A 22,936-nucleotide genomic window follows, 5' to 3' on the forward strand; every position below is an offset into this window, starting at 1 on the left:
GCGCGGTGACCACCAACCCGCCCCACAACAACCAGCCCGACGAGCCCGAGCAGCACCAGGACCATGTCGAGGTCGAGGAGGACGAGCAGCCCCGGCTCCGGGAGCGCTTGGCCGTCCGCCTGCGCGCGTACTACAACCTGCGGGCCCTGCGCCCGTACGCCGACCTGCGCGGCCTGCGGTCCTGGAAGCTCCCGCTCGTGGAGGGCTCGAAAGTCCTCACCGCCCGCCTCGCGGCTCGCGTCGCCCAGCTGCGGCGGTGGGTCATCGAAGGCGACGCCCCCGCCGCCCCCACGAAGCCGAGCAAGGGCAAGCCCTGGAAGAAGACCAAGGGCAAGTCCGAACCGGACAGCGAGGCCACCAGCCCGGAGCCGGACATCGGCAGCGCGAAGGACGAGATCGACAACAAGGGCAAAGAGCCGGGCGAGAAGGACGTGAAGGCCGCGATGGCGCGCGGCGGCGGCGTCCTGATCGGGGTCGCCGTAGCGGTGGCAGCCGTTCCCCAGCTCCCGAAGGCCACCGGCCTCGCCCCCCTCGCCCTGGCCCTCATCGCTGCCGCCGCATGGTGTTTCGCCGCCCTCATCGTCGCGCCGCGAGCGGCCCTCACCCCACAAGACGATCAAGAAACGGGGGAGGACGACACGGAGCTCGACGTCGAGGAGGCCGAGCAGCCAACCCCGGACAGCGAACCGGAACCTGCACCGCGGCCCGCGCCCGTACTCACGCCGGAGCAACAGCGCGCCGAGTTCCAGCGGACCGTCGCCGACCTCATCGGCGCCCGGAATGGCGTGCACTTCTCGGAAATCGTCGATCACTACCGTGCCCGTGGCGACGTGATCGACACCGCTGGAGTCCGCCGCCAGTGCGAGGAGTACGGGGTGCCTACCCGGCTCCAGGTCGGGGTCGACGGACGCAACCGAAGCGGGGTCCACAAGGGCGACTTCGAGGCTGCCATGGGCGCCCCTATCGGCACTCTCCGTGCACCTGCCGCACGCGGCCCCCTCACCCCGTCAGAAGGGGCCCCTGGCCAGGCCCAGCAGACCAGTTCACCCGCCCCCGGAGTGTGGATCGTCCATGCCCCCGGCCAGCCGGCCACCCCAACAACCGCCCCGCCGCTCTCCCCCGACCCGGTCCAGACCCCACCCGTAGAGGACGCAGAACCGCTGGTCACGGCTCTATCTAACGAATCTATCTACCCGTCTAACAGCTCCGACGCCCCCTGCGAAGAGGGCAGGCCGCACCTGCGGCTGGTCAAGAACACCACCTCCAACGAGATCCCTGTGCAACGGAAAGCCGACTGATGATCGACTACAAGAACCGCATCCGCAGGGCGGCCCAGGCCGCCGACATCGCCCACCAAGCTCTCACCGACCGTGACCACCGGCTGGCCCGAACCGCAGCCGCTGTCTCAGCAGCCCACCTCGAACTGGCCCGCGAAGCGCGGGCCGCCCAACCCATGGAAGAAGACTGGCGAGGCGCCCCGAACGTCCGGTCCGCACTGACCCCGACCATCCCCCGAGAGATCCTGCTCGGCCTGCTGACCGAGACCTGCGGCGACAGCAACGGAGCGCAGTTCGCCGACGTCCTCGAACTCGCCGACAGCCGCGGGCTCCTCACCACATGGACCGTTTCGGAACTCCGCGCACTGTGCGGGAGATACGGCATTCCCGTCCGCGAAAGCGTCAAGGTCAACCGGCGGAACCGGATCGGGGTGCACCGCGCAGACCTTGCCGCCGTGATCGCCGAGTCCGGCACCTCCGAGGACTGATGGCCGTACGTCTTCCGAGTCGCTCTGTCCGCCGCGTCCGCTCCCGGAAGGAACAGCACCGCCATGTCCGATGTCCTCGATCACCAGCTCGCCGAGCGCATCCACGCGTTCCGAGAGCTGATCGACCGCAAAGCGAAGATCGACGCCGCCCGCAAGGCCGGACACCGCGTGCCCCGCGCGGAGTTGGCTGCTTACCTGACCCGCCGCGCCGAGGTGTACCAGGCCGCAGCCGAGCGCGGCGTGCACCCCGAGGCCGCGCTCGCGGCCCGCAAGGCCGCCGCCGACCGGGACCGGTTCCTCGACCACCACGCCCACGCACCCGCGCAAACGGAAGGCGTCCGATCCTGATGGCTGCTCCCGCCCGTCTGCTGCGCACCGCGCCCAAGCTGCCCACGACCGACATCGCGCTCGCCGCCTGCGTGAAGAACCCGGCCCCGTTCCACGAGATCCAGTCCAAGTTCGGGGCGCCGTCGGCCGACGTCATGGCGCAGGCGGCCGCGACCTGCCGTCGCTGCCCGGCCGAAGTACGCACGGTGTGCCCGGTCCGGATCAGTCCCCGCACGCCGAAGCCCAAGCAGCCGAAGGGAACACCCGATGCCGACGCTGCCTGACCCCTCCCCGTCGCCGTCGCCCGATCCGTGCGCCAACGTGCACGGCCCGGCCGGCGACTTCTGCCGCGCCGGACAAGACGGTGCGCCCAGCCTCGACGACGCCGGGAGCAGCGATCCGTTGACCGTCCTCGCGCACGAGACCGCGAACGCCGCCGCGTGGCTCGCCCGCGAGCTGTCCAAGACCGTCGACAGCGCCGGGGCAGCGGACTTCACCAACGCGTCGTTCTTGATCCAATACTCGGTCGTGTTCGCCGCGTCCACGGTGCTCACGCTCGTGCTGTGGCTGCTCGCCGTCACCAAACGGGCCGTCCGCGGCGCACCCGTCACCACCGCGCTCGGCGAAGCGGTCGGCCAGCTGTGGCTCGTCGTCCTCGTCTCCGCGTTCACGCCGCTGTGCCTGTACGTGGTGACCGCCGCGACCGACGCGGTCACCGACGTCCTGGCGACCGCGACCGGCACCCGGCCCGGCGCCCTGTTCACCGACCTCGCCGACGCCCTTCAAGACGGCCACCGCAAGTTCGGCGGCGGCCCGGTCGTCCTCTTCGCCGTGTCCGCGCTCACCATCGTCGCCTCCGGGACGTTGTGGCTGCTCCTGGTCCTGCGCGGCGCCGCCCTCTACGTCGGCGCACTCCTCGGCTGCGTCGTCCACACCGGGCTCGTCGACCGGAACCTGTGGGGCCACGTACGCAGGTGGGCCGCCTTCATGGCCGCGGTCATCCTCGTGAAGCCCGCCGTCGTGATCGCGCTCGGCCTCGCCGAAGCCATGCAGGGCGAGAAGGACAGCGTGCTCACGGGCCTCGGCGTCATCCTCGTCGCCGTCGGCGCCGCGATCACCGTGATGCGGTCCCTGCCCGGCTGGGGCGACACCATCCAAGCCGCCCGCCTCACCGCCAAGACCGCCACCGCCGCCGCCCGAACCACCGCACGGGCGGGCGGCGCGGCCGCCGGCATCCTCGGCGGGCTCCGCGCCCACGCCGACCGCAAGCACGCCCAACTTCCCCGCGCCAGAAGCGGCGACCAGATGCGCGGCGGGATCAGCACCCACGGCAACCGCACTCCCCGGAAGAACCCCCCGAAGAACTGAACGAGCAGGAGCTATCTGTGAGCCACGATTTCGGACCGACCACCCTCGCGATCATCGACGAGCAGTACGACCTCGACCGGGCCTCCGACGGCCGCTCCCGGTATGGCGTGTACCTGCACCAGCAGAACCTCGGCGACTGGTTCTGGGACGACGAAATTGATCCGGCCGACTTCGCCCGTTTCGCGTGGCACGTCGCCACCGGACCGATCATGTCCCCCGCCTATGTGAAGACCCGGCCCGACCTCGGGCCCATCCGTATCGTCCGGGCCGAGGACGACGGGGCGCCGCTCGTCGAGGTCGAGGTACCGCTGCGGCACTCCGCACTCACCCGGGAGATCCGGCCGCCCTACCGGGTCGGCGACTGGGACTACGGACCCCTGGACCTCGACGGCGGTGACTACCGGGCCCTGCTCATCCCGCGCGACGAAACCAAGCCCGCGCTCCTGATCACCAGCACCCTTCGTGTCCCGGCGGGCGACTGGATCACGCACCGGCCCTCCGGAGAACTCAAGGGCGAGGCCCTGGTCGACGACGCCAAGGCCGCCGTCACCCTGCTCGCCGCCGCGATCAACGAGAAGGTCGGCCCGACGGTGGCCGCGCTTCTCGGCGACGAGACGGGCCGGTGGTGAACACCGGCCGGGACACGTACGTGTCCGACACCGTCACAGAGTTGGCCGTCATCGTCCGAGCCTGGCTGCACATCCCCCTCGACCTGCCGTACAGCCTGCCGAAGATCGTGGACATCCTGACCGGCGCCGAAGCCCTCGCCACCGGCCCACTTCACCAGCACCTCCAGCACGCCCGAACGAGTCTCGACGCGGCGGTGTGGCTCGGTGCCGGGAGCGAAGAGGCCCGCGCACAGCTCGCCGCCGGACTCGACCAGCTCCAGCGCGCGGCCGCCACCGGCCCGATCCCGCGTCCCCGCCGTGACCAGCCCCAACAGCGCACTGCTGACCCCACCGACACCCTTGAGAGGAATGCCCGTTGACCAGCCCCATCCGTTCCCGGCTCCGCAAGCGGCCGCTCACCCCGGCCGAGATCGGCGCCATGAGCCTCGTCGAACTGCGGATCTTCGCCTACTGCACCGCCGCGTCCGCCGCCCACCGCAAGATCACCATCCGGGAACTCGCCTCCCTGCCCGGCCCACACCAGGCCCCCCTCGGCGCCGGAACCGTACTCGAGGTCCTGGGCGACTTCGCCGACGACGGCCGCCTGTCCCTCACCCCGGACAACGCCGGGCTCGACACCCCGCTGATCGTGTTCGTCCCCGGCTACCAGTCCCTCGCACCCCGCGTCCCGGCCGCCGCACCCCCGGCGCCGGCCCCAGTGGCCCGCGCGCCGAAGCCCGCGAAGCAGCCAGAACCGGCCCCGAAGGAGCCCGACACCATCGTGCTGCCGAAGATCCCGCCCGCGTCCGGTCTCGTACGGCCCGAAGGGATCACCGACAAAGCCTGGGCGCGCAAGCGGTACAACGCCAACGTCAAAGCCCGCAAGCAGGCCGAGCGGGAGGGCGACAGCCGATGACGAAGGAGCATCCGGTCGACCAGGCGCTGGAAGTCCTCGCCCAAGACGCCCAGCGCCTCGCGGAATGGCTGCCCGCCGACGGGCCGATCCGCCTCGACGCGCTCGCCGCGGCCTCGCTGCGGTCCGTGCTCGCCGAGCACCTGGCCACGGTCACCCGGGTCCGCCGCCGCGTCCGCGTCCTCCTCGACACCTGAGCCGGGAGAGCCGCTGATGTTCTTGATCAGGTTCCCGGACGGCTTCGTCCCCGAGGAGCACGGCTGGCAGCCGTCGCCCAACGCGCAGCCCGGTGCGCGGATCTGGGAGCGGTGGCACATCCCGTTCCGGTTTCCGGCAGTCCTGGGAGAGGCCATGCGCGACCCGGAGACCGGCGCGGTCGGCGGCTGGTACAGCGACCCGGCCCAGGGTCCGGAGCGGACCGCGACACTCCGCGAGCTGTGGGACGAAATCCGCACCGGGCCCCCGAACGAGTGAATTTGCCAACGCTTTGCCGGTGGGCTTGCCATCGCCTCACACCCCTCCTCTCGCACGCGATAAGGGGGGTATGTCATGTACTTGCCCACTTTGCGGCAATGTTCCAGGCTCCAACTGGCCCGCCGGAAGACGACGTTGGACGTCGCCTTCCGGCCAGAAACCGCTCTCACGCGGAAGGAAATCTCCGATGCCCCGACGCACCCCCGCCCGGCGCACCATCCAACCCGCCCCCGCCGCTGGACAGTCGGCGGCCGCGCAGCCCGTCGAGATCCGTCTCGTCGGCTACCAGCCCGCCGTCGAGCGCCTGGTCGCCGCGATCCAGGCCGACGCCGGACCCCACGCCGGCCCCGTCTCCTGGCGCCCCTCCCGGTACGGCGACGGCGTGCGCGCCTACCTGACCATCGCCGTCCCCGCCAAAGAGGAGCGACTGAAGTGACCGAGATCCAGAACTGCGCGACGGTTCCGGCCCAGCCGGTCGACCACGTCGGCGAGATCCCCGTCTACGCGGACCGGCAGGCCCCGCCCGGCCTGATGACGGTCAGCCAGCTCGCCGCCCAGCGTCGCAAGCCAGCCCCCGACCAGACCCCCGCCGCCTACCTGCGCACCCGCTACTGGGGCGACACCATCCCCCTCTACAACCCCGACCACACAGTCAAGATGCGCCCTCTCTCGGCGCTGCAACGCCGCCAGATGGAGGCCCGCCGCACCTGCCCCGCATGCGGCACCATCCGCGACCAGCCCGTACACGACCGGTGCCTCGACTGCCGTAAGCAGGCCGAGCAGGACCGGCAGGACCGGCAGGCCCGCACCTGCTGGTCCTGCCGCCGTATCGCCGCCGAGCCGTACACCTCCGACGACGACTACCGCTGCCTGCCGTGCCGGATCGCCCGCGCGCTGCGCGCCCAGGCCGTACAGGAGCGCCGCGACATCTGGGCACGCACCTGCCCCGGCTGCACGCTGGTGACCGCGACCGACAACGAGATCGCCGAGCACATCGCGACCCACGGCTCCTGGACACCGCGCCGCTGCCCTCCCTGCGAGGAGCGCAGAGTACGGGAGCTGGCCGACCTCGCGGAGCGGCAGAAGCGGTGGGAGCAGGAGGCACAGCAGGCCCGCGAGAACGAGCTGCACCGGCTGCGCGATTGGGCGGCCGACGCGCTCACCGACTCCTCGGTCCTCATCCTCGACACCGAAACCACCGGACTGGACGACACCGCACGGATCGTCGAGATCGCAGCCATCACCACCCGAGGCGAAACCGTCATCGACACGCTCCTGAACCCGGGCGAGCCGATCCCCACGGCGGCGTCCGACATCCACGGCATCACCGACACCCTCGTCCAGACCGCACCCACCTTCGGCGATCTACTCGCACAGCTGACCACCGCGCTCACCGGCAAGCGAGTGCTCATCTACAACCAGCCGTACGACGTCGCCCGGCTGCGGCACGAGCTCACGCTCCACTACCTCGACCAGGCGGCGAGAACGGCCGCCTACGCCGTCGCGGCCGCCGGGAGCGTGCCCGCGGGCCTGCGCGAGCAGGCGCTCGCCGACGCCCGCGAACAGGCAGAAGCGTGGCTCGCCTCGATGACCTTCGAGGACGTCATGGTGCCCTACAGCGACTGGATCGGGGACTTCGACGAGTACTGTGGCAACAACCGCTGGCAGCCCCTGAACGGCGGCCACCGGGCGGCCGGCGACTGCCGCGCCGTCATCCGCTGCCTCTCCGCCATGTCCCGCGATGACGACTGACGACCAGGGCGCGAGCCCCTTGGCTGCCTGCGGGTGCGGCTGGACACTGCTGTCATGGGCAAGGAGGACGCCGACAAGAACGGAGAGGTAACCAAGGAGGAGGCCACCGAGATGAGCCCCTTCTCGACCATGGATCAGGACGACGGCCCGGAGGACGAGGATGAGTAAGTGGGGCGAGGATGTCGACCGTCTGTGGGGCAGGCGGCTCCTGGCCCGTACCTACCAGCCCGGCCGGATGCGCGCCGTCACCCTTCGCGACGGCCCGAAGCGGGCTGCCCACTTGGACCCTGAACTCCCGCGTGCCGTGTTCCGCTGGACCGGCACCGGGTGGGAGCACGTCGCCACTGTCGACAACCTCAAGGCGGCCCAGGACTTGATGCGGCCGGCCAAGCCGGGCCCCGAGCCCTGGTGACCGGACTCCCGTAGTCCGAACCGGCTCCTCGGCACCTGTCTGGCTGTCCTCGCACGACCCCGTGGGGGCCCGCGTCCGATCTCTCGGACGCGGGCCCCTTTATTTGCCCATGCGCGCCCTATTTGTAGGGAAATGGGTAGCCTGGCCGTGGTGTCGCTGGTTCGTGGGCCGGGCACACGAGTGCGTTTCTCGTGTGTCTGGAGTGAACCGTGGCGATCGGCCAGGCGACTGTCGAGGTCGTCGCTGACGGCAACAACTTCAAGTCCTCGCTGCGCCGGGAGATGTCCGGCGCCGGACGCTCCGCCGGGAAGGACTTCGACCGCGCCTTCCGCCAGGCCCTCCAGGGCACCGGCACCCGCGCCGCCCGGCAGATCCGCGGCGAGGTCCGACGCGGGCTGCGCGACCTGCCCGCCGTCAAGATCAAGCTGGAGGCCGACGCCGTCCGTCTCAGGCGGCAGATCGAACGCGACCTGCGCGGCATCGACCCGGTCAGGATCAGGCTGGAGGCCGACGCCTCCCGGCTGCGCCGTCAGCTCCAGCGGGAGATGCGCGGGGTCAACGCGGTCAACGTCCCCGTCACGATCAACGCGGCCCGCTTCCGCCGCGAGATCCAGGCCGCCGTACGCGGCATGCGCCCGATCGTCGTGCCGGTGAGGCCCGACACCCGCGGGCTGCGGGGACTCGGCGGCGGACGCGGCCGGCCGATCACCATCCCCGTCAACGTCGACCACCGGGGCCTCATGCGGGGCTTCGCCCGGATCGGGTCGATGGCGGCCGGGCTCGGCAAGGGCCTCCTCAAGCTCACCAAGATCGGTGCCATCGCGACCGGTGTCCTCACCCTCGGCGCCGCCGCAGCCTCGGCGGCCGGCGGGGTGGTCTCCCTGGCCGCCGCGCTCGCCCCGCTGGCCGGGTTCGCGGCCGCCGGACCAGCCTCCATCCTCGGCTTCGCGGCGGTGATGGGGACCTTGAAGGTCGCCATGCTCGGCGTCGGCGACGCGTTCGGTGCCGCCCTGTCGGGCGACATGAAGAAGTTCACCGAGGCCATCGCGAAGCTGTCGCCGGAGGCGAAGAAGGCGGCGCTGGTCCTGCGGTCGTGGAAGCCCGAGATCGACGCGCTCAAGGCATCGGTCCAGGACGCCTTCTTCGAGAAGTTCAACACCCAGTTCCGCCAGCTCGGCCCGCTGATCGAAACAGCGAAGCAGGGCATGACCGGCCTGTCCGGCTCCATGGGGCAGGTCGCGGCGAACGTGCTGGGGGTCGTCAAGTCCACCCAGGGCCTCAAGGACATCAGCTCCGTGTTCGGCGGGGCGAAGGCCGCGATGGACGGCCTCGGCCGGGGCGTCGGCCCCCTCACCGCGGGCTTTCTGCGGATCGGGGCGGCCGTCTCGGACGCCTTCGGCGCCAGGTTGGGCAAGGCGCTCGGGGACGCGGGCACGAAGCTCGGCGAGTTCCTGACCAAGGCCGCGAACTCGGGGCAGGCCACCCAGTGGGTTGACTCGGCGATCGTCGCGTTCCGATCGCTGGGCAGCATCCTGGGGAACCTGGGCAACGTCTTCCGGGGCGTGTTCGCCGCCGCGTCCGCAGGCGGCGGCGGACTGCTCAACACGCTGGAGGCGCTGACCCAGCGGATGTCGAACTTCGTGAACTCCGCGCAGGGCCAGACGGCCTTGCAGGGAGTCTTCGAGGGGCTGCGGAACGTCTCGGCCGCTTTGTGGCCGGTGCTGGAGCAGGTCATCGGCGTGATCGGCAAGCTCGCGCCGATCGCCGGGCAGGTCGCACAGACGATCTCCGGCGGGCTGGCCACCGCGATCCAGGGGCTCGGCGGCGCGGTCCAGGCGGCCGGTCCCGGGCTCGTCGGCCTGGCCCAGGGGTTCTCGAACCTCCTGTCCTCGCTTGGGCCGGTTCTGCCGCAGCTTGGCCAGGTGATCGGCATGATCGCCGGTCAGCTCGGCAACGCCCTGACCGCTGCTGCCCCCGGGCTGACCCAGCTGGCGTCCGCCTTCGGCCAGCTCGTCACCGCAATTACCCCAATTTTGGGGGTAGTTGGGCAACTTGCGGGAGTTTTGGGTGGTTTGTTGGCGGGTGCGTTCTCCGCGCTCGCCGGACCGATCTCCGGCTTCTCGAACGCCTTCACGGCGGTCGGCGACGCCCTCCAGGCCGTCCAGCCGATCTTCACCGAGATCGGCCAGCTGGTCGGGACCGTCCTCGGTGCCGCGTTCCAGTTCGTCACCCCGCTGATCCAGCCGCTGGCGCAGGCGTTCCAGTCGGTCATGCAGGCCGCCCAGCCGCTGATCGCCCCCCTCCAGCGGGCGGCCGAGATCATGGGGCAGAACCTGGCCCAGGCCGGACGCGCCCTCGCGCCGATCATCACCGACGTCGGCAAGATCGTCACGAACCTGTTCGACATCCTCAACCAGTCCGGCCTCATGCAGGTCTTCGCCGACCAGATGATCTCCGCGTCCCAGAACGCCGTCGCCCTCGCCAACGCCCTGAAGTGGCTCTGGGACAAGATGAAGGTGATCGTCGACAAGATCCCCTCGTTCGTGCCCGGTATCGGCAACCTGAAGGCCGCGTTCAAGGACACCGGCGACGCGGCGCAGGTGGCCGGCGGCGGTATCGACGGGTGGGGCAAGAAGGTCGGAGAGTCCACGGACGCCGCCGCGAAGGCGGCTTACGAGAAGATCCCCGAGATCGTCAGGCAGTTCACACAGCTGCCGCCGTCCGTCCAGCAGGCCATGGCCCCCCTCGCGAACTCCTTCGGCACGCCCTTCAGCGAGGCGTTCCTCGCGGCCAGCAAGGCGGTCTCCGACGGCCAGCTCGGCATCACCCAGACCATGCAGACCGGCGTCGCGCAGATGGCCGGCGCCTGGTCCGGTCTCGGCGACGGCGTCGAGGCGCACGTCACCACGGCGATGGACCGGGCGAAGAACAAGTTCGCCGAGCAGTTCGGCCAGATCCAGCTCGACTTCAAGAAATTCCCCGCCGCCGCGTCCGCCCAGCTCGCACCGCTGAAGGACCAGATGGTCAAGATCCTCGGCGACGCCGGGATGGGAGCCCGCCTCAAGTCGGGCCAGGAACTCGACATGCTCAAGCTCGACTTCGCGAAACTGCCGCCGGACGTCGCCGCGAAGCTGGGGCCGATCGTCACCGAGATGCAGAAGATCATGGGGCAGGGCGTGCAGTCCGGACGGATCGCCCTCCAGCAGGGCCTGCCCGGCATGACCCAGCCCCTGACCGGAATCCCCGGTCAGATCAACTCCGCCCTCTCCGGCGTCCCGAACGCCCTGTCCAGCCCATTCGGCGTCGGCTGGGCACAAGCCCAGCTCGCCGCCGGACGGGGCACCGGCGTGATCGCCCCCGAACTCCAGGCCGCCGTCGCCGCCATCGGCACCAACCTCGCCCCGGTCCCGAACGCCATGTCGAACCCGTACCAGCAGGGCGTCAACCAGACCAACACCGCCCTGTCCACGTTCAACCCCGCCACCACGTTCATGACCCAGCAGCCGAACCTGATCACCGGCGCGCTCGCCCCCGTGCCGAACGCCATGTCGAACCCGTACATGACGGGCAAGACCCAGACCGACGCCACGCTGTCCGGCTGGAACCCCGCCTCCCTCTACATGACGCAGCAGCCGTCCAACATCACCGGAGTCCTGTCCCCGGTCCCGAACGCCATGACCAGCCCGTTCCAGACCGGCGTCACCAACTCCACCGGCGCGCTCGCCGGGTTCAACCCCGCGGCCGCCATGTCCGCCGTCCCCGGCCAGGTGCAGGCCGCGCTCGGCGGCGTCCCCGCCGCGATGGCCGCCCCGTTCCAGCAGGGCATCCAGCAGGTCCAGGCGGAGATCGTCGGCCTCAACATCAGCGGCGCCCTCGGCGGCGTCGCAGGCCAGGTCCAGGCCGCCCTGGGAGGGGTGCCGGCCGCGTTCGTCCAGCCCTTCACCCAGGGCCTCGACCAGACCCGCGCGCTCATGACCTCCGGCAGCAGTCAGATCCAGTCGATCGCCCGCGACATGACCAGCGGCGTGCAGTCCGGTCTATCGCCGCTGCCCGGGATCATGGGGAACATCTGCCGCCAGGCCGTGAACGTCGCCGTCGCGGTCATGCAGTCCGGCGCAGCCCAGATCCGCTCCATCATCGCGAGCATCGTCTCCTCGGTCTCGGGGCTGTCGGGGCAGATCGCCGGTCCCATGCAGGCCGCCGTGAACACGGCGCGCGCCTACGCCGACCAGGTCGAGGCCCAGGCCGCACGCGCGAAGACCGCGCTCGCGCAGGCCAAGCAGGCCGCCGCCGACGCCGCGAACGTCAACGTGACGCCCCCGGCGAAGAAGGCCGCCGCAGGCGGCATCTTCCGTACCAACCAGCTCATCGAAATCGCCGAAGGCAACAGGGCCGAGCTCGTCCTGCCCCTCACCCGGCCCGGCCGCGCCCGCCAGCTCGCCGCACAGTCCGGGCTCCTGAGCATCCTGGACCGGCGCCCCACCACAACCAGGACTCGGACCCAGACCGCCCAGACCACCCCGCCTGCACAGGTCGTCATCAACCAGGAGATCGCCACCCGAGCGTCGGACCCGCAGATCATCGCCGACCGGGTCAGCAGCGCCATCGCGAACGCGGTGGGCAGCATCTTCTGAGACACGGCCAAGCCACCACGGGCCCGGCGGCCGCAGGCCGTACCGTCGGCGGTGTGGAAGATGCGCTCACGATGGCCGACCGCCTCGACCTGATCGGCGTCGACGTCGTCGAACTCGCCGAGCTGAACTGGCCCGAGGACCCCGACGTCCACGGCCTGGCGCTCATGTACCTGCCGACCGACGACTCCCCGCACTTAGGCGCCCGCCTCGTCGTACGCCCCGGACAGACCCCCGAAACCCTCCAGCGGATCTACACCTGGGCCGTCGGCGTGTTCGAGCGGATCGGGGAACACGGCCCCGAACCGGACGGCTGGCACGAGCGCTCCGACGGCAACTACCAGTTGTGGGTACGCCAGGTCGAAGTCCCCAGCCTCGACTGAGACACGGCGTACCGTTGTGTCGGCGGGCCGGGGCCAGCGGGGCTAAAAAGGGGCAATGTAAAATACAGCGTGACAGGAAATCATCCTCACGCGCCCACTTCGGGTAGCCGCTGGACTCACGAGTCAGCATCGGAAAGAGCCCATTCCGTCAGGCTTATCCCCATCGAGCCATTTCCGGGACGAACAAAGACCCCGTGGTCTTGTAAGTGCGCCACGTGTGGAAAATCCGTCATCAAATCGCTGCGCGACATCAACCGAGGCTCCGGCTGTACAGTTTGCGCGAAGAGGGAAACTCCGAAGCGCTGGTCTCAAGACGGAGCGAAGGCTGAGGCGCAAGAGCGAGGACTGAATCCACTCGAACCGTATCCAGGGAACACGCGCACCCCTTGGCTGTGTCGATGCACCACCTGTGGAAGGACAACGTCACCACGGTTCAGTGACCTGCGGCGAAGCACCGTGGGATGCGAACACTGCGGGCGGAGGAGCGCGCGCGACCGCGGCGGCGCAGGTCAACGCCTCGACACCGAACTCGCAGAATCCCAGCTCGCGGTCCGCTCCCTCGCAGCGCTTGAGTCGTATCCGGGGCTCAAATCACCCTGGCTCTGCCGGTGCCTCATCTGCGGAAGGGACTCCACCACCAGCCTGAACAGCGTGCGCAGGCAACAACATCAAGGATGCCGCTACTGCGGCCCTCTTGGCCGCTTTTACCTTGATCCAGCGTCTGTCTACGTTCTGAAGCACGTCGGTTATGAGGCTGTGAAGGTTGGCGTCTCAAGCGCAACCGAAATCCGCGGAAACCACTGGATCTACGATCGTATTTCCGAGCACAAGCAGCGTGGCTGGTCATCCTGTTTCGAGGGCAGCACTCGGACCGGTGCCGAGGCTCTGCGTATCGAGTGGGCGATCCTCAACTATGCCTACAACTCCCTCGGAGTCAGGCCGTTCCTGACCAAGGCCGAGATGCCGAAGGGTGGCTGGACAGAGACGTTCAAGGAGAGAGACCTCCCGGCCGAGACGCTATGTGAACTCGTGCGCAACGAACTGGACTCTCCAGGAACACTCCCTGTCGACAAAACATGGAGCAAGCAGGGGCACTTGATGTTCAAGGAATCGAGTGGACCATCGGCGTGACCATGCGAGACCGTACGTCGGCCGGGCTGGCGTGATTGCTTCTCACGTACGGGCCATGTCCGCGAATCTTGATCGGTACATCTGTGCGGCCACGGTGATCGTCGCGGTCGGCCCGTTGCGGTGCTTGGCAACGATGAAGTCCGCCTCCCCGGCCCGCGGGGACTCCTTCTCGTAGGCGTCTTCGCGGTGCAGCAGGATCACGACGTCCGCGTCCTGTTCGATGCTGCCGCTGTCGCGCAGGTCGGACAGCTGCGGCTTCTTCTCGGTGCGGGCCTCGACCATCCGGTTCAACTGGGACAGCGCCAGCACCGGCACCTGAAGCTCCTTGGCCATCAGCTTGAGGCCGCGCGAGAGTTCGGCGACTTCGGTCTGCCGGTTCTCCGTACGGCGGCCGCCGGTCTGGGCGGGCTGGAGGAGTCCAAGATGGTCGACGACGACCAGGCCGAGGCCAAACCCGCGCCGCTGGGCGAGCCTGCGGCAGGTGCTCTTGATCCGCAGGAGAGTCTGGTGGTGGCTGTCGTCGATGACGAGCGGCGCGGACATCACCCGCTCCCGGACGTTCCCGAACCGCATCCAGTCCGCTTCGTCCATCTGACCGTTGCGGATGTGCTGGAGCGGGATGTTGCCCTCGGCGGACACCAGCCGCATCTGCACCTCGGTGCGGCTCATCTCCAAGGTGAAGAAGGCGACGCCGTGCCCGTCGCGGAGCGCCGCGCGGCGCGCGATATCCAGTGCCGCCGTCGACTTCCCTACTCCCGGCCGCGCGGCGATGACGATCATCTGTCCCGGGTGCAGGCCGAGGGTGAGGGTGTCGAGGTCCTGGTAGCCGGTCATGACACCGAGGGCGCGGCCGTCGCGCTGGAGGGATTCGATGTGGTCGCAGAACTCTGCGAAGTCCTCGCCGACCAGGAGGGCCTGCGAGGGGTCGTGGCCCTGGACGGCCTGGTTGAAGCGGGCGCCGCAGGCGTCCACGATGTCGTCGACTTCGCCCTCGGCGGCCTGCGCGGTCTGCCCGATCCACATGCCGGCCTCGACGAGGCGCCGCAGTCGGGCCCGGCTGCGGACGATGTCGGCGTAGTAGGTGGCGTTCGCGGCGGTCGGCGTGCTGTCGACGAGGGTGTGCAGGTAGGTGTGGCCGCCGATCTGCCGGATGTTGCCCCGCTTGACGAGCTCGGCGCCGACCGCGATCGGGTCCACGGGCCCGTTGTCGTGGAACAGCGTGCAGATCGCGCGGAACACGGTCTCGTGGGCGGGCTTGTAGAAGTCCGTGGAGTCGATGAGCTCGGTGACGTCCGGGATGACGTTCGAGTCGAGCATCATCCCGCCGAGCAGGGCCTGTTCGGCGGCCTCGTCGCGCGGCGGCCCGACCTGACCGCCGGGCTCGTCGTCGAAGTAGTCGTCAGGCACAGCGGGTGCCTCCGTCTTCGCGGCGGGCGTGGGCGGCCTGCGGGGAGCACACCGGGCACGGCCGGGCCGGATTGTCCGCGGGCACGTACCGGTAGGTCGCATCGGCGCAGTTGCCGCACCAGTCCGGCACGGCGACGAGCGCGGGACCGACAGCAGGGGGCGGGTTGTGCTCGGCGTGCCGCTCCAGGTCCAGGTAGCCGCGGGCGGGGAGTTCGGCGGCGAGGCGGGCGAGGTGATCCGGCGGCCAGCCGTCGCGCAGCAGCCCGGCAGCCTGGCTCTCGATCCGGCGGACCATCCGGCCCGGGGGCCGGGCCCGGAACTGGGCTTCGTAGGCGGCGGCGTACGCCGTGACCACGGTGGCCGACCCGGCGGCGACGCTGGTCTCCTGCTCGCCGGGGCCGGGGTGGTGCTGGAGTTCTTCGTCTTCCTCGGGCGGGGGCGTCGGCGGCGGAGAGGAAGAAGGAGGGTTCAATCCTTTAAGAGTTCTGGTGCTCGATTCGAGCACCCGTGACGCGTCGATTCGAGCACCCGTGACGGGCTCCGGGTGCTCGATCTGAACACCCGCCGGGTGCTCGATTCGAGCACCGGTCGTCCGTGACGGGGTGCACGGCTCGGCGGTGCTGTGCCGGCCGCGGCAGCCGGGTTCGTGACCTCCGGCCAGGTCGTAGACGGGCGGGCGCTGGTCGGCCCGCAGGTGCGAGACGAGGTCCGGGTCGCCGTAGACGATGACGCCCCGGCGGCGCAGGGCCCGCAGGTGCTTGCGTGCGGTGGACTCGCCCATCAGGCACTCGGAGGCCAGCGTGGCGGCCTTGGCGAAGCAGCCCCGCAGATCCCCGCCGGTATGGTTCGCGATCCGCAGGAGGACCAGGAGTTCGCCCTGGCCGTGGACGAGCCCCTGGGGGATGGCGGTCTGGTCGACCCAGTTCTGCGCCTGGTAGCTCATCGCGCGCCTCCATGTGCTGTCGAAGGCACACCCACAGACGCGGACAAAGCCCCCAAAAACTCACCAAATAGGACTTGGACCGTACGGGGAACACCCACGCCCGCGCCAGAGCCGCACCCCCGGCCACGTGTCGGCCGATTCACCCAGACAGCCCCACGCCCCACACCCCCACCAGGAGATATATGGAATCCTCCTCGGCCCGCCCGATCACACTGGCGGACTAGCGCCTAATCAGGTTAGAAAAACAGGGTGTTAGCTTCGATTTCATGGCAAGGCACCCCAAATGCCCAGCCCTTGAGGAACTGGCAGACGCCGCAGACCGCACAGCGGGCCGCTGTGCGTCGAACTCGTGCCGCAAACAAGTCCGTTGGGTCCAGCACGAACTGGAACGGGCCGTGGAACGCGACGTCCTCTCCTCCTCGTCCTGCTGCGGCAGCCTCGCCAAGCTGCTGACCGCCACGAACCTCGACACCTACCTGACGAGCGCGGCCGACAACCAGCTCAAGCCCGACCGCACGCTGCGTCTCCCCGGACAGGACGGCTACCGGCCCCCGACCCGCTCCTCGCACTCCCGCAAGGCCCGGATCAGCGTCCTTGGCCGCATCGCCCGCACGGCCGGACTGAAAATCCCGGTACGGGCCCGCGACATCGCCCCACCCCAACCGGGCCCCGACACCTACCAGCGCGGCGTCCTGGGCCGCTACGCCGCCACCCTGCCCGCCCCGCCGGACACCCCCGAGACCGACGGAACCCGCGCCCAGTGGGTGAGATGGCGCGTCGCCGTCCGCACCCAGGCAATCCTCGCCGTCACCCTCGACACCGGCGCCCAGTCCGGCGAGCACGCAGCCATGACCCTCGACGGCCTCGCCGCCGACCTGTCCACGATCACCTTCGAACGGCGCCCGCGCGGCAGCAGAACCCGCACCACCGCGACCCTGCCCCTGAGCCCGCCCACCCGCCGCATCCTCAAACGCTGGCTCGACGTACGGCAGACCCTCACCAGCCGCCTCTCCGGCAGCCCGGTCACCACGCTGTGGGTGACCTGCTCCCAGGGCGAAGGCGGACCACCCCACGCCGACCGCGGCCGCCGGCCTCCCGGAATGCCGATCACACCCGGCGCAATGCTCGTCCAGCACACCCGCGCCATGCAGTGGCTCAACGCCGACCCGACCCGCCATCCGCCCGGCTGGCAGCCCGTCGGCCACACCCTCGCCGCACTCGGCCAGCAACCCACCGGTAACCCGAATGGGCCCACCCCGCGAGGCGGTGAGCCACCCCAACGACCAGCAGCGACGGCCGCATAGCCCGGCCGTACACCCGCCGTGTCCCCGCCCTACACCGCCGATCCTGGAAGGAGCCCCATGTCGAAGCGCGTTGATCCGCGTCCGTTGGACCCATGGCATCCGGTATGGGAGCGGCAGGACGGCGAAAGCCTCGCCGCGTGGAAACGGCACCAGCTGTACAGGGAGATGGGCGAGCCGACGCTGGATGAGCTCGTGGAGCGGCTGAAGACGTGGGAGGACGGCCGCTGGAAGTGCGGGCTGCAACGGGCGAAGGACCAGTGCCGCGAGTGGTCGTGGATCAAGCGGGTTCGGACGCGGATGCTGCACGAGCAGCGGGTCGAGGACGCCGAGCAGATCCGCAGGGCGCGGCAGGAGGCGCGGGCTCTGGCGATCATCGGCTATCGGATGGCCCGCCGCTCGGGGTCGTATCTGATGGACATGGGCGAGAAGTTCATGTCGGCGTCCGAGCACACACGGGTGTTCGAGGCGGGGGCTCGGGCGCACCACACGCTGATGGGCGACTTCACCGGCGGTACCGGGCAGGTGGTGATCCATAACGAGGCGACGGCGGTGGCTGGGGAGGCTTCGGGGCTGGGCGAGGCGCTGGCGTCGGGTGAATGGGCGCAGGTACGGGCGGAGATGACCGCACTCCTCGCGGAGCCGGGCGGGGCGGGCCGGTTGGCCGAGGCGTGGGACACCGACGACGGCCAGGACCAGGACGACGACGGCCTGGTGGTGTCCGGTGGGTGACGTCCTGTCGATGCAGCACGGACGGCTACGCCGGTTGGCGCAGCTGTACGTCGACCCCGCACAGATCATGATCGCCGCCGCGATGCGTCCCGACCCGTGGCAGAAAGACCTGCTGCGCGGCTTCCCGAAGGGCGGCCGGTCCGGGACGCTCGTCGGCGGCAGCGGCTCCCTGAAGCGCTGCCTGCTCGTCGCGGGCCGCCAAGAAGGAAAAGCCTTGGCGGTCGACACCCCGGTGCCGACCCCGGACGGCTGGACCGTCATGGGGAAACTCGCAGCCGGGGACACGGTGCTCGACGAGCAGGGCAGGCCGACCGTCGTCACGGTGGCGCATCCGATGTCGGTGACGGACTGTTGGCGGGTCACGTTCTGCGACGGCACCAGCCTGGACGCGTCCGGCGACCACGAATGGACCGTCCTTGACCGGCTGACGCGCCGGGCCATGCGAAGGAAGCACCCCGATGCCCCGCTCACGGACTGGGCCTCCTGGGAGTACCCGCGCAGAGACCGCCACGGCAATCCCCATGGTCCCGCGTTCGCGCCGATGACGGTCACCACCAGGCAGCTCGCAGCAGCAGGAGTCCGGCACAGGCGCGAATGGCGGTGGGCGATCCCCACCACCCAACCCCTCGAACTCCCCAGCGCAGACCTGCCAGTTGATCCATGGTGCCTGGGCTACTGGTACGGCAACGGCACGAAGCTGGCCGGGGCGGTCACGGCTCACTGCGAGGACGCTGACCTGGTCGCCGACAGGTACCGGCAAGCCGGCCACACGGTCAGCACCGTCGTCGATCGCACCGACCGGTGCGCAGTCCGGGTCAACATCCGCGGCCTCCTGCCCCAGCTGCGACGTCTCGGCATCCTCGGCACCCGGCACGTCCCCGTCCTCTACCTGCGCGCCCACCCCGCCCAGCGTCTCGCGCTGCTACAAGGGCTGATGGATTCCGACGGGTCCGGCATGTACGACCGGCCCCGCAGTTCGAACGTCGAGTGGTCCACCACCGACCCCGAGCTCCGCGACGCGTTCCTCGACCTCGCCCACGGTCTCGGGTTCCGGCCTCACACGATCGAACGCCGGGCCCGCCTCGACGGGAAGGACTGCGGCCCCTACTGGCGGATCAGCTTCACCCCGCACCTCAACCCGTTCATGCTGCCCCGTAAGGCTGCCCACTGGACCAGCGACCCCGACCAGGGCGCCCGCATGTTCGGGCGGACCGTGCGCGGCATCAAGTCGATCACACGGCTCCCCGACCAGCCGACCCGCTGCATCACCGTCGCCAACCCGACCGGCCTCTACCTGGCCGGCGAAGCGATGATCCCCACCCACAACAGCTCGACCGTCGGCGCCCTGTGCGCCCACCGCCTCCTGACCGATCCCGGCCCGCACGGGCACGGCTGCCTCGTCCTGGCGGTCGCCCCCTCGCAGCGCACCGCCATCGAGCTCGTCTCGAAAGTGCGCGGCTACCTGCGCGCACTCGAGGTGCCGCTGGAGCAGGACGCCGCCACCTCGCTGACGATCGGCGCGGGCATCAACTCGCGGATCGTCGCGCTGCCCGGCACGCCGACGTCGGCCCGCGGCTGGTCGGCCGTCAGCCTGGTCGCGATCGACGAAGCTGCCTACGTCGCCGAAGAAACGTATCTGGCGCTCCGGCCGACGTTGATCGCGTCCGGCGGTGACCTGATCTGCCTCACCAGCGCCGGGCAGGAAGGCACCTGGGCGCACCGGATCTGGACCAAGGCCCCCGGCTGGACGAAGGTCGAGGTCCCATGGTGGAAGTGCCCCCGGTTCGCGGACAACCCCGACGAGATCAACGAGCTCAAAGCGTCCATGCCAGCGGCCGTGTTCACCAGCGAGATGGAGTGCCGGTGGGGCGCGGCCGGGATCGGGATCTTCGATTCGGCGTCCGTCTCCGCGGCCCTGTACGACGCCGGCCTGCCGGGTGTTCCGGTCATCACCCCGTACGCGCAAAGGGCGGTGGTGTAGCCATGGCGGTGTTCGGCCTCGATATCGGACAGGCGGCGGACTACGCCGCGCTCACGGTGGTGGTCCCCGAAGGTGCCCGTCCGGTCGGGCACCGCCCGAAGCTGGCGGTCGTGCACGTCGAGCGCATCCCGCTCGGCGTCGCCTACGCGGACATGGCCGGGCACGTCGTCGAGGCCGCCCGCCAATACGTCGCGGCCGGACACCCGGCCGTTATCTGCGCCGACAGGACCGGCATCGGGCGGGCCGTCGTCGAACAGCTCCAACAGGCTTCCGCAGAGGATCAGATCGCTGTTCTCGGCCTCACCTGGACCGGCGGGAAGAACGTCACCGGCGAGTGGCCGTTGATCAACGTGCCCCGCCAGCACATCGTCAACGCCCTCGCCGTCGCCCTCGAACAACGAGCCCTGCGCATCCTGCCCGGCCTCCAAGACCGCGACGCCCTCGCCCGAGAGCTCACCCAGCACCAACACGGTGATCACCTCGGAGACCTCGCCGCGTCCCTCGCCATGGCCGTATGGACGGCCGATCACCTCGCGGCAACAGCGCGCTGGCTCACCCACAACCATCCCGACCCCCCAGAAAGCAGGACGTGATGTTGCAGCCAGAGCTGTACACGCTCGGTGTCTCCCTCGGCGGCTACACCACCACCAGCGCCGTCATGGTCCTCGCCGTCTACGACGAGCGCCCGCCCATGCGCCGCGCTCACTCCGAGCGTTTCGAGGCCGGCACCGACAGCCACGACATCCTCGTCGAGCTCGAATACCTGATCCGCGAGTACCGCCGCACCTGCACCAGCGGGGTCGTCCGCGTCCAGCTGGACATCACCGAGATCGGCGAGAAGACCGCCGAGGACATGGCCCGCATCCTGCGGGCGACTGGGGCCACGGTGGCCGAGGTCGCCCTTCCCGAGCAGGGCGGAACCTCCCGGCGCCGCAGCTCGGTGCAGCCCTTGGACCGGCGCGACCTGATCGACGCCGCCACCCGTGCGCTGCGCCGCAACCGCCTCGCCCTCGGCACCAGCCCGGAAGGCGAGACGATCGCCGACCAGCTCCGCTCCTACAAGCCCCCCAACGGGCGGGCGAAGGCGGACCAGTGGACCGGCGAACGCGACGACATCGTCCTCGCCCTCGCCCTCGCAGTCGACGCCGCGAGCAGACCTCTATCGTCCGTCAGCATCGCCACCCCCGGCAACACGCTGATGAACTGGCTCACCGACCGCCTCCGAAACCGGTACGGAGACGTCCACGACGCGGCCTCGGGCACTTCCTCGTTCGGCGGCTTCGGCTCCCGTGAGACCAGCGGCCTGAACGGCACGATCCAAGCCTGGCAGGACAGCCGCAGCAGCCCAGGCCGTACCCAGCCGTCCCCGAACAGCGGCTTCACCAACCCCGAACCGGGCGCACCCGCCGCCTCCCCGGGCACGAGCGAAGGAAGCTGGGACTCGTGGGGCAACAGTCGCGACAGCGGCACCGGCAGCCTCAACGCGGCGATCGACGCCCACGAACAGCGCCGCCGCGACAACCCCTGACCAGCACGGTCCGATGCGTCCGGGCTCGCCGCTGTACTGCTGCCCCTCCTACGGGTGGCCCCTGTCCGGCCTGTGCCGCGACTGCGGAACCCGGCTGCCCGACCTCGGCCGGCCCCGGCGGCGCACCCGGCACGAGGAGTACTGCGACACCTGCAACATCGCCTTCCTTGCCCTGTACGTCCGCCTCCTCCCGGAAGCCGAGCAAGCACCTATGCCCCGACCGTACAAACAGCGGGCACCCCGCCTCACGCACACTTCCGGCGGCCCGGCCTGCCGCTGCTTCGCCCGATGGTGCGGCATCCTCCACGGCCCCCGCGGCTGCGGACAACCCGCCGCCGAAGAACTTCCCCTCCACCCCACCGACCACCAAGACCAGGAGCAGGAGGGGGAGCTGCTTGCTGTGTGCGACCGCTGCGCTGACCGCGCCCGCTACTGGCGCACCCCGCCCGACCAGCGCGACCACGTCGAGCTGTACGGCCTCGTCCTGCTCCGGCGACCCGACCGCACGGTCATTCCCGCCGGAAGCCGCCCCGGATGCCTCCAAGACCACACGCCCCCGATCCTCGCGGACCGAGCTTGAGGCTGACCGTCCCTGTACTTGACGGTAGGCGATACCGTGGAGCCGCTGTATAGCTTGAGAGGTAAACGAGAGCGCACCGACCGGAGGAGACCCAGATGGCCACCGCCGCCCAGAGGGATACCGGCATCCCCATGCCGGACAAGACCCCCGCCGCGCTCCGTGTCGCCGTCGCCCGCCTCGCCCCCGAAGCCCTGCCCAAGTTCGACACGCACTGGGCCACCGCCATCGGCCAGGCCCGCGACGAGTACAGCCTCACCCCGGCCCGTGGCTTCACCGAGCACTGGTGGATGTGGGTCGCCGTCGCCCGACGGCCCGAACGCCTCGCCCGGTTCCGCGAACTTGAGCACACCGTGGCCACCTCCGAGGACCGTGCCACCCGCCGCGAGGCCGCCGCCGAGATCAGCCGCCTCCTCGCCGCGGCCGAGGCCGAGGCGTGAGCGACTGGACCTGGGAGTACCTTCCCGACGCCGATCATGTCGTCGGCGGCCTCACTGCCGAACAGCGGGCCGAGGTCGACGACCTCGCCCGGCGGATCGCTGAGGCCGTCGGCGTCCGCCGTATCGGCCACCCCTTCGACATCGCCGAGTCTGCCTCCGGTGTCCTCACCCACACCGAGCCGCATCTAGTGGTCTGGTACCAGGAGGACTACCGCGACGACACGGTGCTGGTCCTCCGCGTCACGCACTTCCAAGCCGAGTAG

The 22,936-nt window shown here is 70.2% G+C and carries 26 protein-coding genes; 24 read left to right on the plus strand and 2 right to left on the minus strand.

The window, feature by feature from the left end; genetic code table 11:
- The first annotated feature begins 5 nt into the window (after positions 1–5).
- The 16 genes from AB5J87_RS27825 (at position 6) to AB5J87_RS27900 (ending at position 13,764) form a co-directional block, all read left to right on the plus strand.
- The gene (locus AB5J87_RS27825) at positions 6–1,298 is read left to right on the plus strand and encodes a hypothetical protein (RefSeq protein ID WP_369380351.1); all 1,293 of its coding nucleotides are present in this window, start codon (positions 6–8) and stop codon (positions 1,296–1,298) included.
- Positions 1,298–1,765: a hypothetical protein gene (locus AB5J87_RS27830; protein WP_369380352.1), complete on the plus strand. Its 468-nt coding sequence runs from the start codon at positions 1,298–1,300 to the stop codon at positions 1,763–1,765. Before AB5J87_RS27825 ends, AB5J87_RS27830 begins: the two co-directional genes overlap by 1 nt.
- A gap of 63 nt (positions 1,766–1,828) precedes the next feature.
- Complete coding sequence (locus AB5J87_RS27835) at positions 1,829–2,113, plus strand: hypothetical protein (protein WP_369380354.1); 285 nt, start codon at positions 1,829–1,831, stop codon at positions 2,111–2,113.
- Positions 2,113–2,376 (plus strand): hypothetical protein, encoded by a 264-nt coding sequence (locus AB5J87_RS27840; protein WP_369380356.1) that lies wholly within the window; start codon positions 2,113–2,115, stop codon positions 2,374–2,376. The genes AB5J87_RS27835 and AB5J87_RS27840 overlap by 1 nt, the downstream gene beginning before the upstream one ends.
- A complete protein-coding gene (locus tag AB5J87_RS27845; RefSeq protein ID WP_369380358.1) occupies positions 2,360–3,460 on the plus strand; it encodes a hypothetical protein in 1,101 nt (366 codons plus the stop codon). Before AB5J87_RS27840 ends, AB5J87_RS27845 begins: the two co-directional genes overlap by 17 nt.
- Positions 3,461–3,477: 17 nt before the next feature.
- Positions 3,478–4,089 (plus strand): hypothetical protein, encoded by a 612-nt coding sequence (locus tag AB5J87_RS27850; RefSeq protein WP_369380359.1) that lies wholly within the window; start codon positions 3,478–3,480, stop codon positions 4,087–4,089.
- A 20-nt stretch (positions 4,090–4,109) separates the two neighbouring features.
- A complete protein-coding gene (locus AB5J87_RS27855) occupies positions 4,110–4,448 on the plus strand; it encodes a hypothetical protein (protein WP_369380361.1) in 339 nt (112 codons plus the stop codon).
- Positions 4,445–4,984, plus strand: a complete 540-nt coding sequence (locus AB5J87_RS27860) for a hypothetical protein (RefSeq protein WP_369380363.1) — start codon at positions 4,445–4,447, stop codon at positions 4,982–4,984. Before AB5J87_RS27855 ends, AB5J87_RS27860 begins: the two co-directional genes overlap by 4 nt.
- A complete protein-coding gene (locus tag AB5J87_RS27865; RefSeq protein WP_369380365.1) occupies positions 4,981–5,178 on the plus strand; it encodes a hypothetical protein in 198 nt (65 codons plus the stop codon). The genes AB5J87_RS27860 and AB5J87_RS27865 overlap by 4 nt, the downstream gene beginning before the upstream one ends.
- A 16-nt stretch (positions 5,179–5,194) precedes the next feature.
- A complete protein-coding gene (locus AB5J87_RS27870) occupies positions 5,195–5,455 on the plus strand; it encodes a hypothetical protein (protein WP_369380366.1) in 261 nt (86 codons plus the stop codon).
- A 187-nt stretch (positions 5,456–5,642) separates the two neighbouring features.
- Positions 5,643–5,891 (plus strand): hypothetical protein, encoded by a 249-nt coding sequence (locus AB5J87_RS27875; RefSeq protein WP_369380368.1) that lies wholly within the window; start codon positions 5,643–5,645, stop codon positions 5,889–5,891.
- Positions 5,888–7,207, plus strand: a complete 1,320-nt coding sequence (locus AB5J87_RS27880; RefSeq protein ID WP_369380370.1) for an exonuclease domain-containing protein — start codon at positions 5,888–5,890, stop codon at positions 7,205–7,207. The genes AB5J87_RS27875 and AB5J87_RS27880 overlap by 4 nt, the downstream gene beginning before the upstream one ends.
- Before the next feature lie 160 nt (positions 7,208–7,367).
- Positions 7,368–7,619: a DUF6087 family protein gene (locus AB5J87_RS27885; RefSeq protein WP_369380371.1), complete on the plus strand. Its 252-nt coding sequence runs from the start codon at positions 7,368–7,370 to the stop codon at positions 7,617–7,619.
- A 209-nt stretch (positions 7,620–7,828) separates the two neighbouring features.
- Positions 7,829–12,253, plus strand: a complete 4,425-nt coding sequence (locus AB5J87_RS27890; RefSeq protein WP_369380372.1) for a hypothetical protein — start codon at positions 7,829–7,831, stop codon at positions 12,251–12,253.
- 53 nt (positions 12,254–12,306) lie between these two features.
- Positions 12,307–12,633, plus strand: coding sequence for a hypothetical protein (locus AB5J87_RS27895; protein WP_369380374.1), 327 nt, complete (start codon positions 12,307–12,309; stop codon positions 12,631–12,633).
- Positions 12,634–13,284: 651 nt separating this feature from the next.
- On the plus strand, positions 13,285–13,764 hold the full coding sequence (locus AB5J87_RS27900; protein WP_369380376.1) for a hypothetical protein: 480 nt from the start codon (positions 13,285–13,287) through the stop codon (positions 13,762–13,764).
- A 42-nt stretch (positions 13,765–13,806) separates the two neighbouring features.
- On the opposite strand, the gene dnaB is transcribed toward AB5J87_RS27900, so the two are convergent.
- Both dnaB and AB5J87_RS27910 read right to left on the minus strand, forming a co-directional pair.
- Complete coding sequence (gene dnaB, locus AB5J87_RS27905; protein ID WP_369380378.1) at positions 13,807–15,171, minus strand: replicative DNA helicase; 1,365 nt, start codon at positions 15,169–15,171, stop codon at positions 13,807–13,809.
- Positions 15,164–16,114 (minus strand): helix-turn-helix domain-containing protein, encoded by a 951-nt coding sequence (locus tag AB5J87_RS27910; protein WP_369380380.1) that lies wholly within the window; start codon positions 16,112–16,114, stop codon positions 15,164–15,166. The genes dnaB and AB5J87_RS27910 overlap by 8 nt, the downstream gene beginning before the upstream one ends.
- Before the next feature lie 395 nt (positions 16,115–16,509).
- Between AB5J87_RS27910 and AB5J87_RS27915 the strand changes: the two genes are divergently transcribed.
- The 8 genes from AB5J87_RS27915 to AB5J87_RS27950 all read left to right on the plus strand — a co-directional run bounded on the left by AB5J87_RS27915 (position 16,510) and on the right by AB5J87_RS27950 (position 22,936).
- The gene (locus tag AB5J87_RS27915; RefSeq protein WP_369380383.1) at positions 16,510–17,418 is read left to right on the plus strand and encodes a hypothetical protein; all 909 of its coding nucleotides are present in this window, start codon (positions 16,510–16,512) and stop codon (positions 17,416–17,418) included.
- 57 nt (positions 17,419–17,475) lie between these two features.
- Positions 17,476–18,147 (plus strand): hypothetical protein, encoded by a 672-nt coding sequence (locus AB5J87_RS27920; protein WP_369380384.1) that lies wholly within the window; start codon positions 17,476–17,478, stop codon positions 18,145–18,147.
- Positions 18,140–20,128: a hypothetical protein gene (locus AB5J87_RS27925; RefSeq protein WP_369380387.1), complete on the plus strand. Its 1,989-nt coding sequence runs from the start codon at positions 18,140–18,142 to the stop codon at positions 20,126–20,128. Before AB5J87_RS27920 ends, AB5J87_RS27925 begins: the two co-directional genes overlap by 8 nt.
- A 2-nt stretch (positions 20,129–20,130) precedes the next feature.
- Positions 20,131–20,721 (plus strand): hypothetical protein, encoded by a 591-nt coding sequence (locus AB5J87_RS27930; RefSeq protein ID WP_369380388.1) that lies wholly within the window; start codon positions 20,131–20,133, stop codon positions 20,719–20,721.
- Positions 20,721–21,656, plus strand: coding sequence for a hypothetical protein (locus AB5J87_RS27935; protein ID WP_369380390.1), 936 nt, complete (start codon positions 20,721–20,723; stop codon positions 21,654–21,656). Before AB5J87_RS27930 ends, AB5J87_RS27935 begins: the two co-directional genes overlap by 1 nt.
- Positions 21,657–21,669: 13 nt before the next feature.
- Positions 21,670–22,236, plus strand: a complete 567-nt coding sequence (locus AB5J87_RS27940; RefSeq protein WP_369380392.1) for a hypothetical protein — start codon at positions 21,670–21,672, stop codon at positions 22,234–22,236.
- Positions 22,237–22,331: 95 nt separating this feature from the next.
- Positions 22,332–22,673, plus strand: coding sequence for a DUF6247 family protein (locus tag AB5J87_RS27945; protein WP_369380395.1), 342 nt, complete (start codon positions 22,332–22,334; stop codon positions 22,671–22,673).
- A complete protein-coding gene (locus tag AB5J87_RS27950) occupies positions 22,670–22,936 on the plus strand; it encodes a hypothetical protein (RefSeq protein WP_369380397.1) in 267 nt (88 codons plus the stop codon). Before AB5J87_RS27945 ends, AB5J87_RS27950 begins: the two co-directional genes overlap by 4 nt.

It is taken from the genome of Streptomyces sp. cg36, assembly GCF_041080675.1.
In the GTDB taxonomy this organism is placed as follows: Bacteria; Actinomycetota; Actinomycetes; order Streptomycetales; family Streptomycetaceae; genus Streptomyces.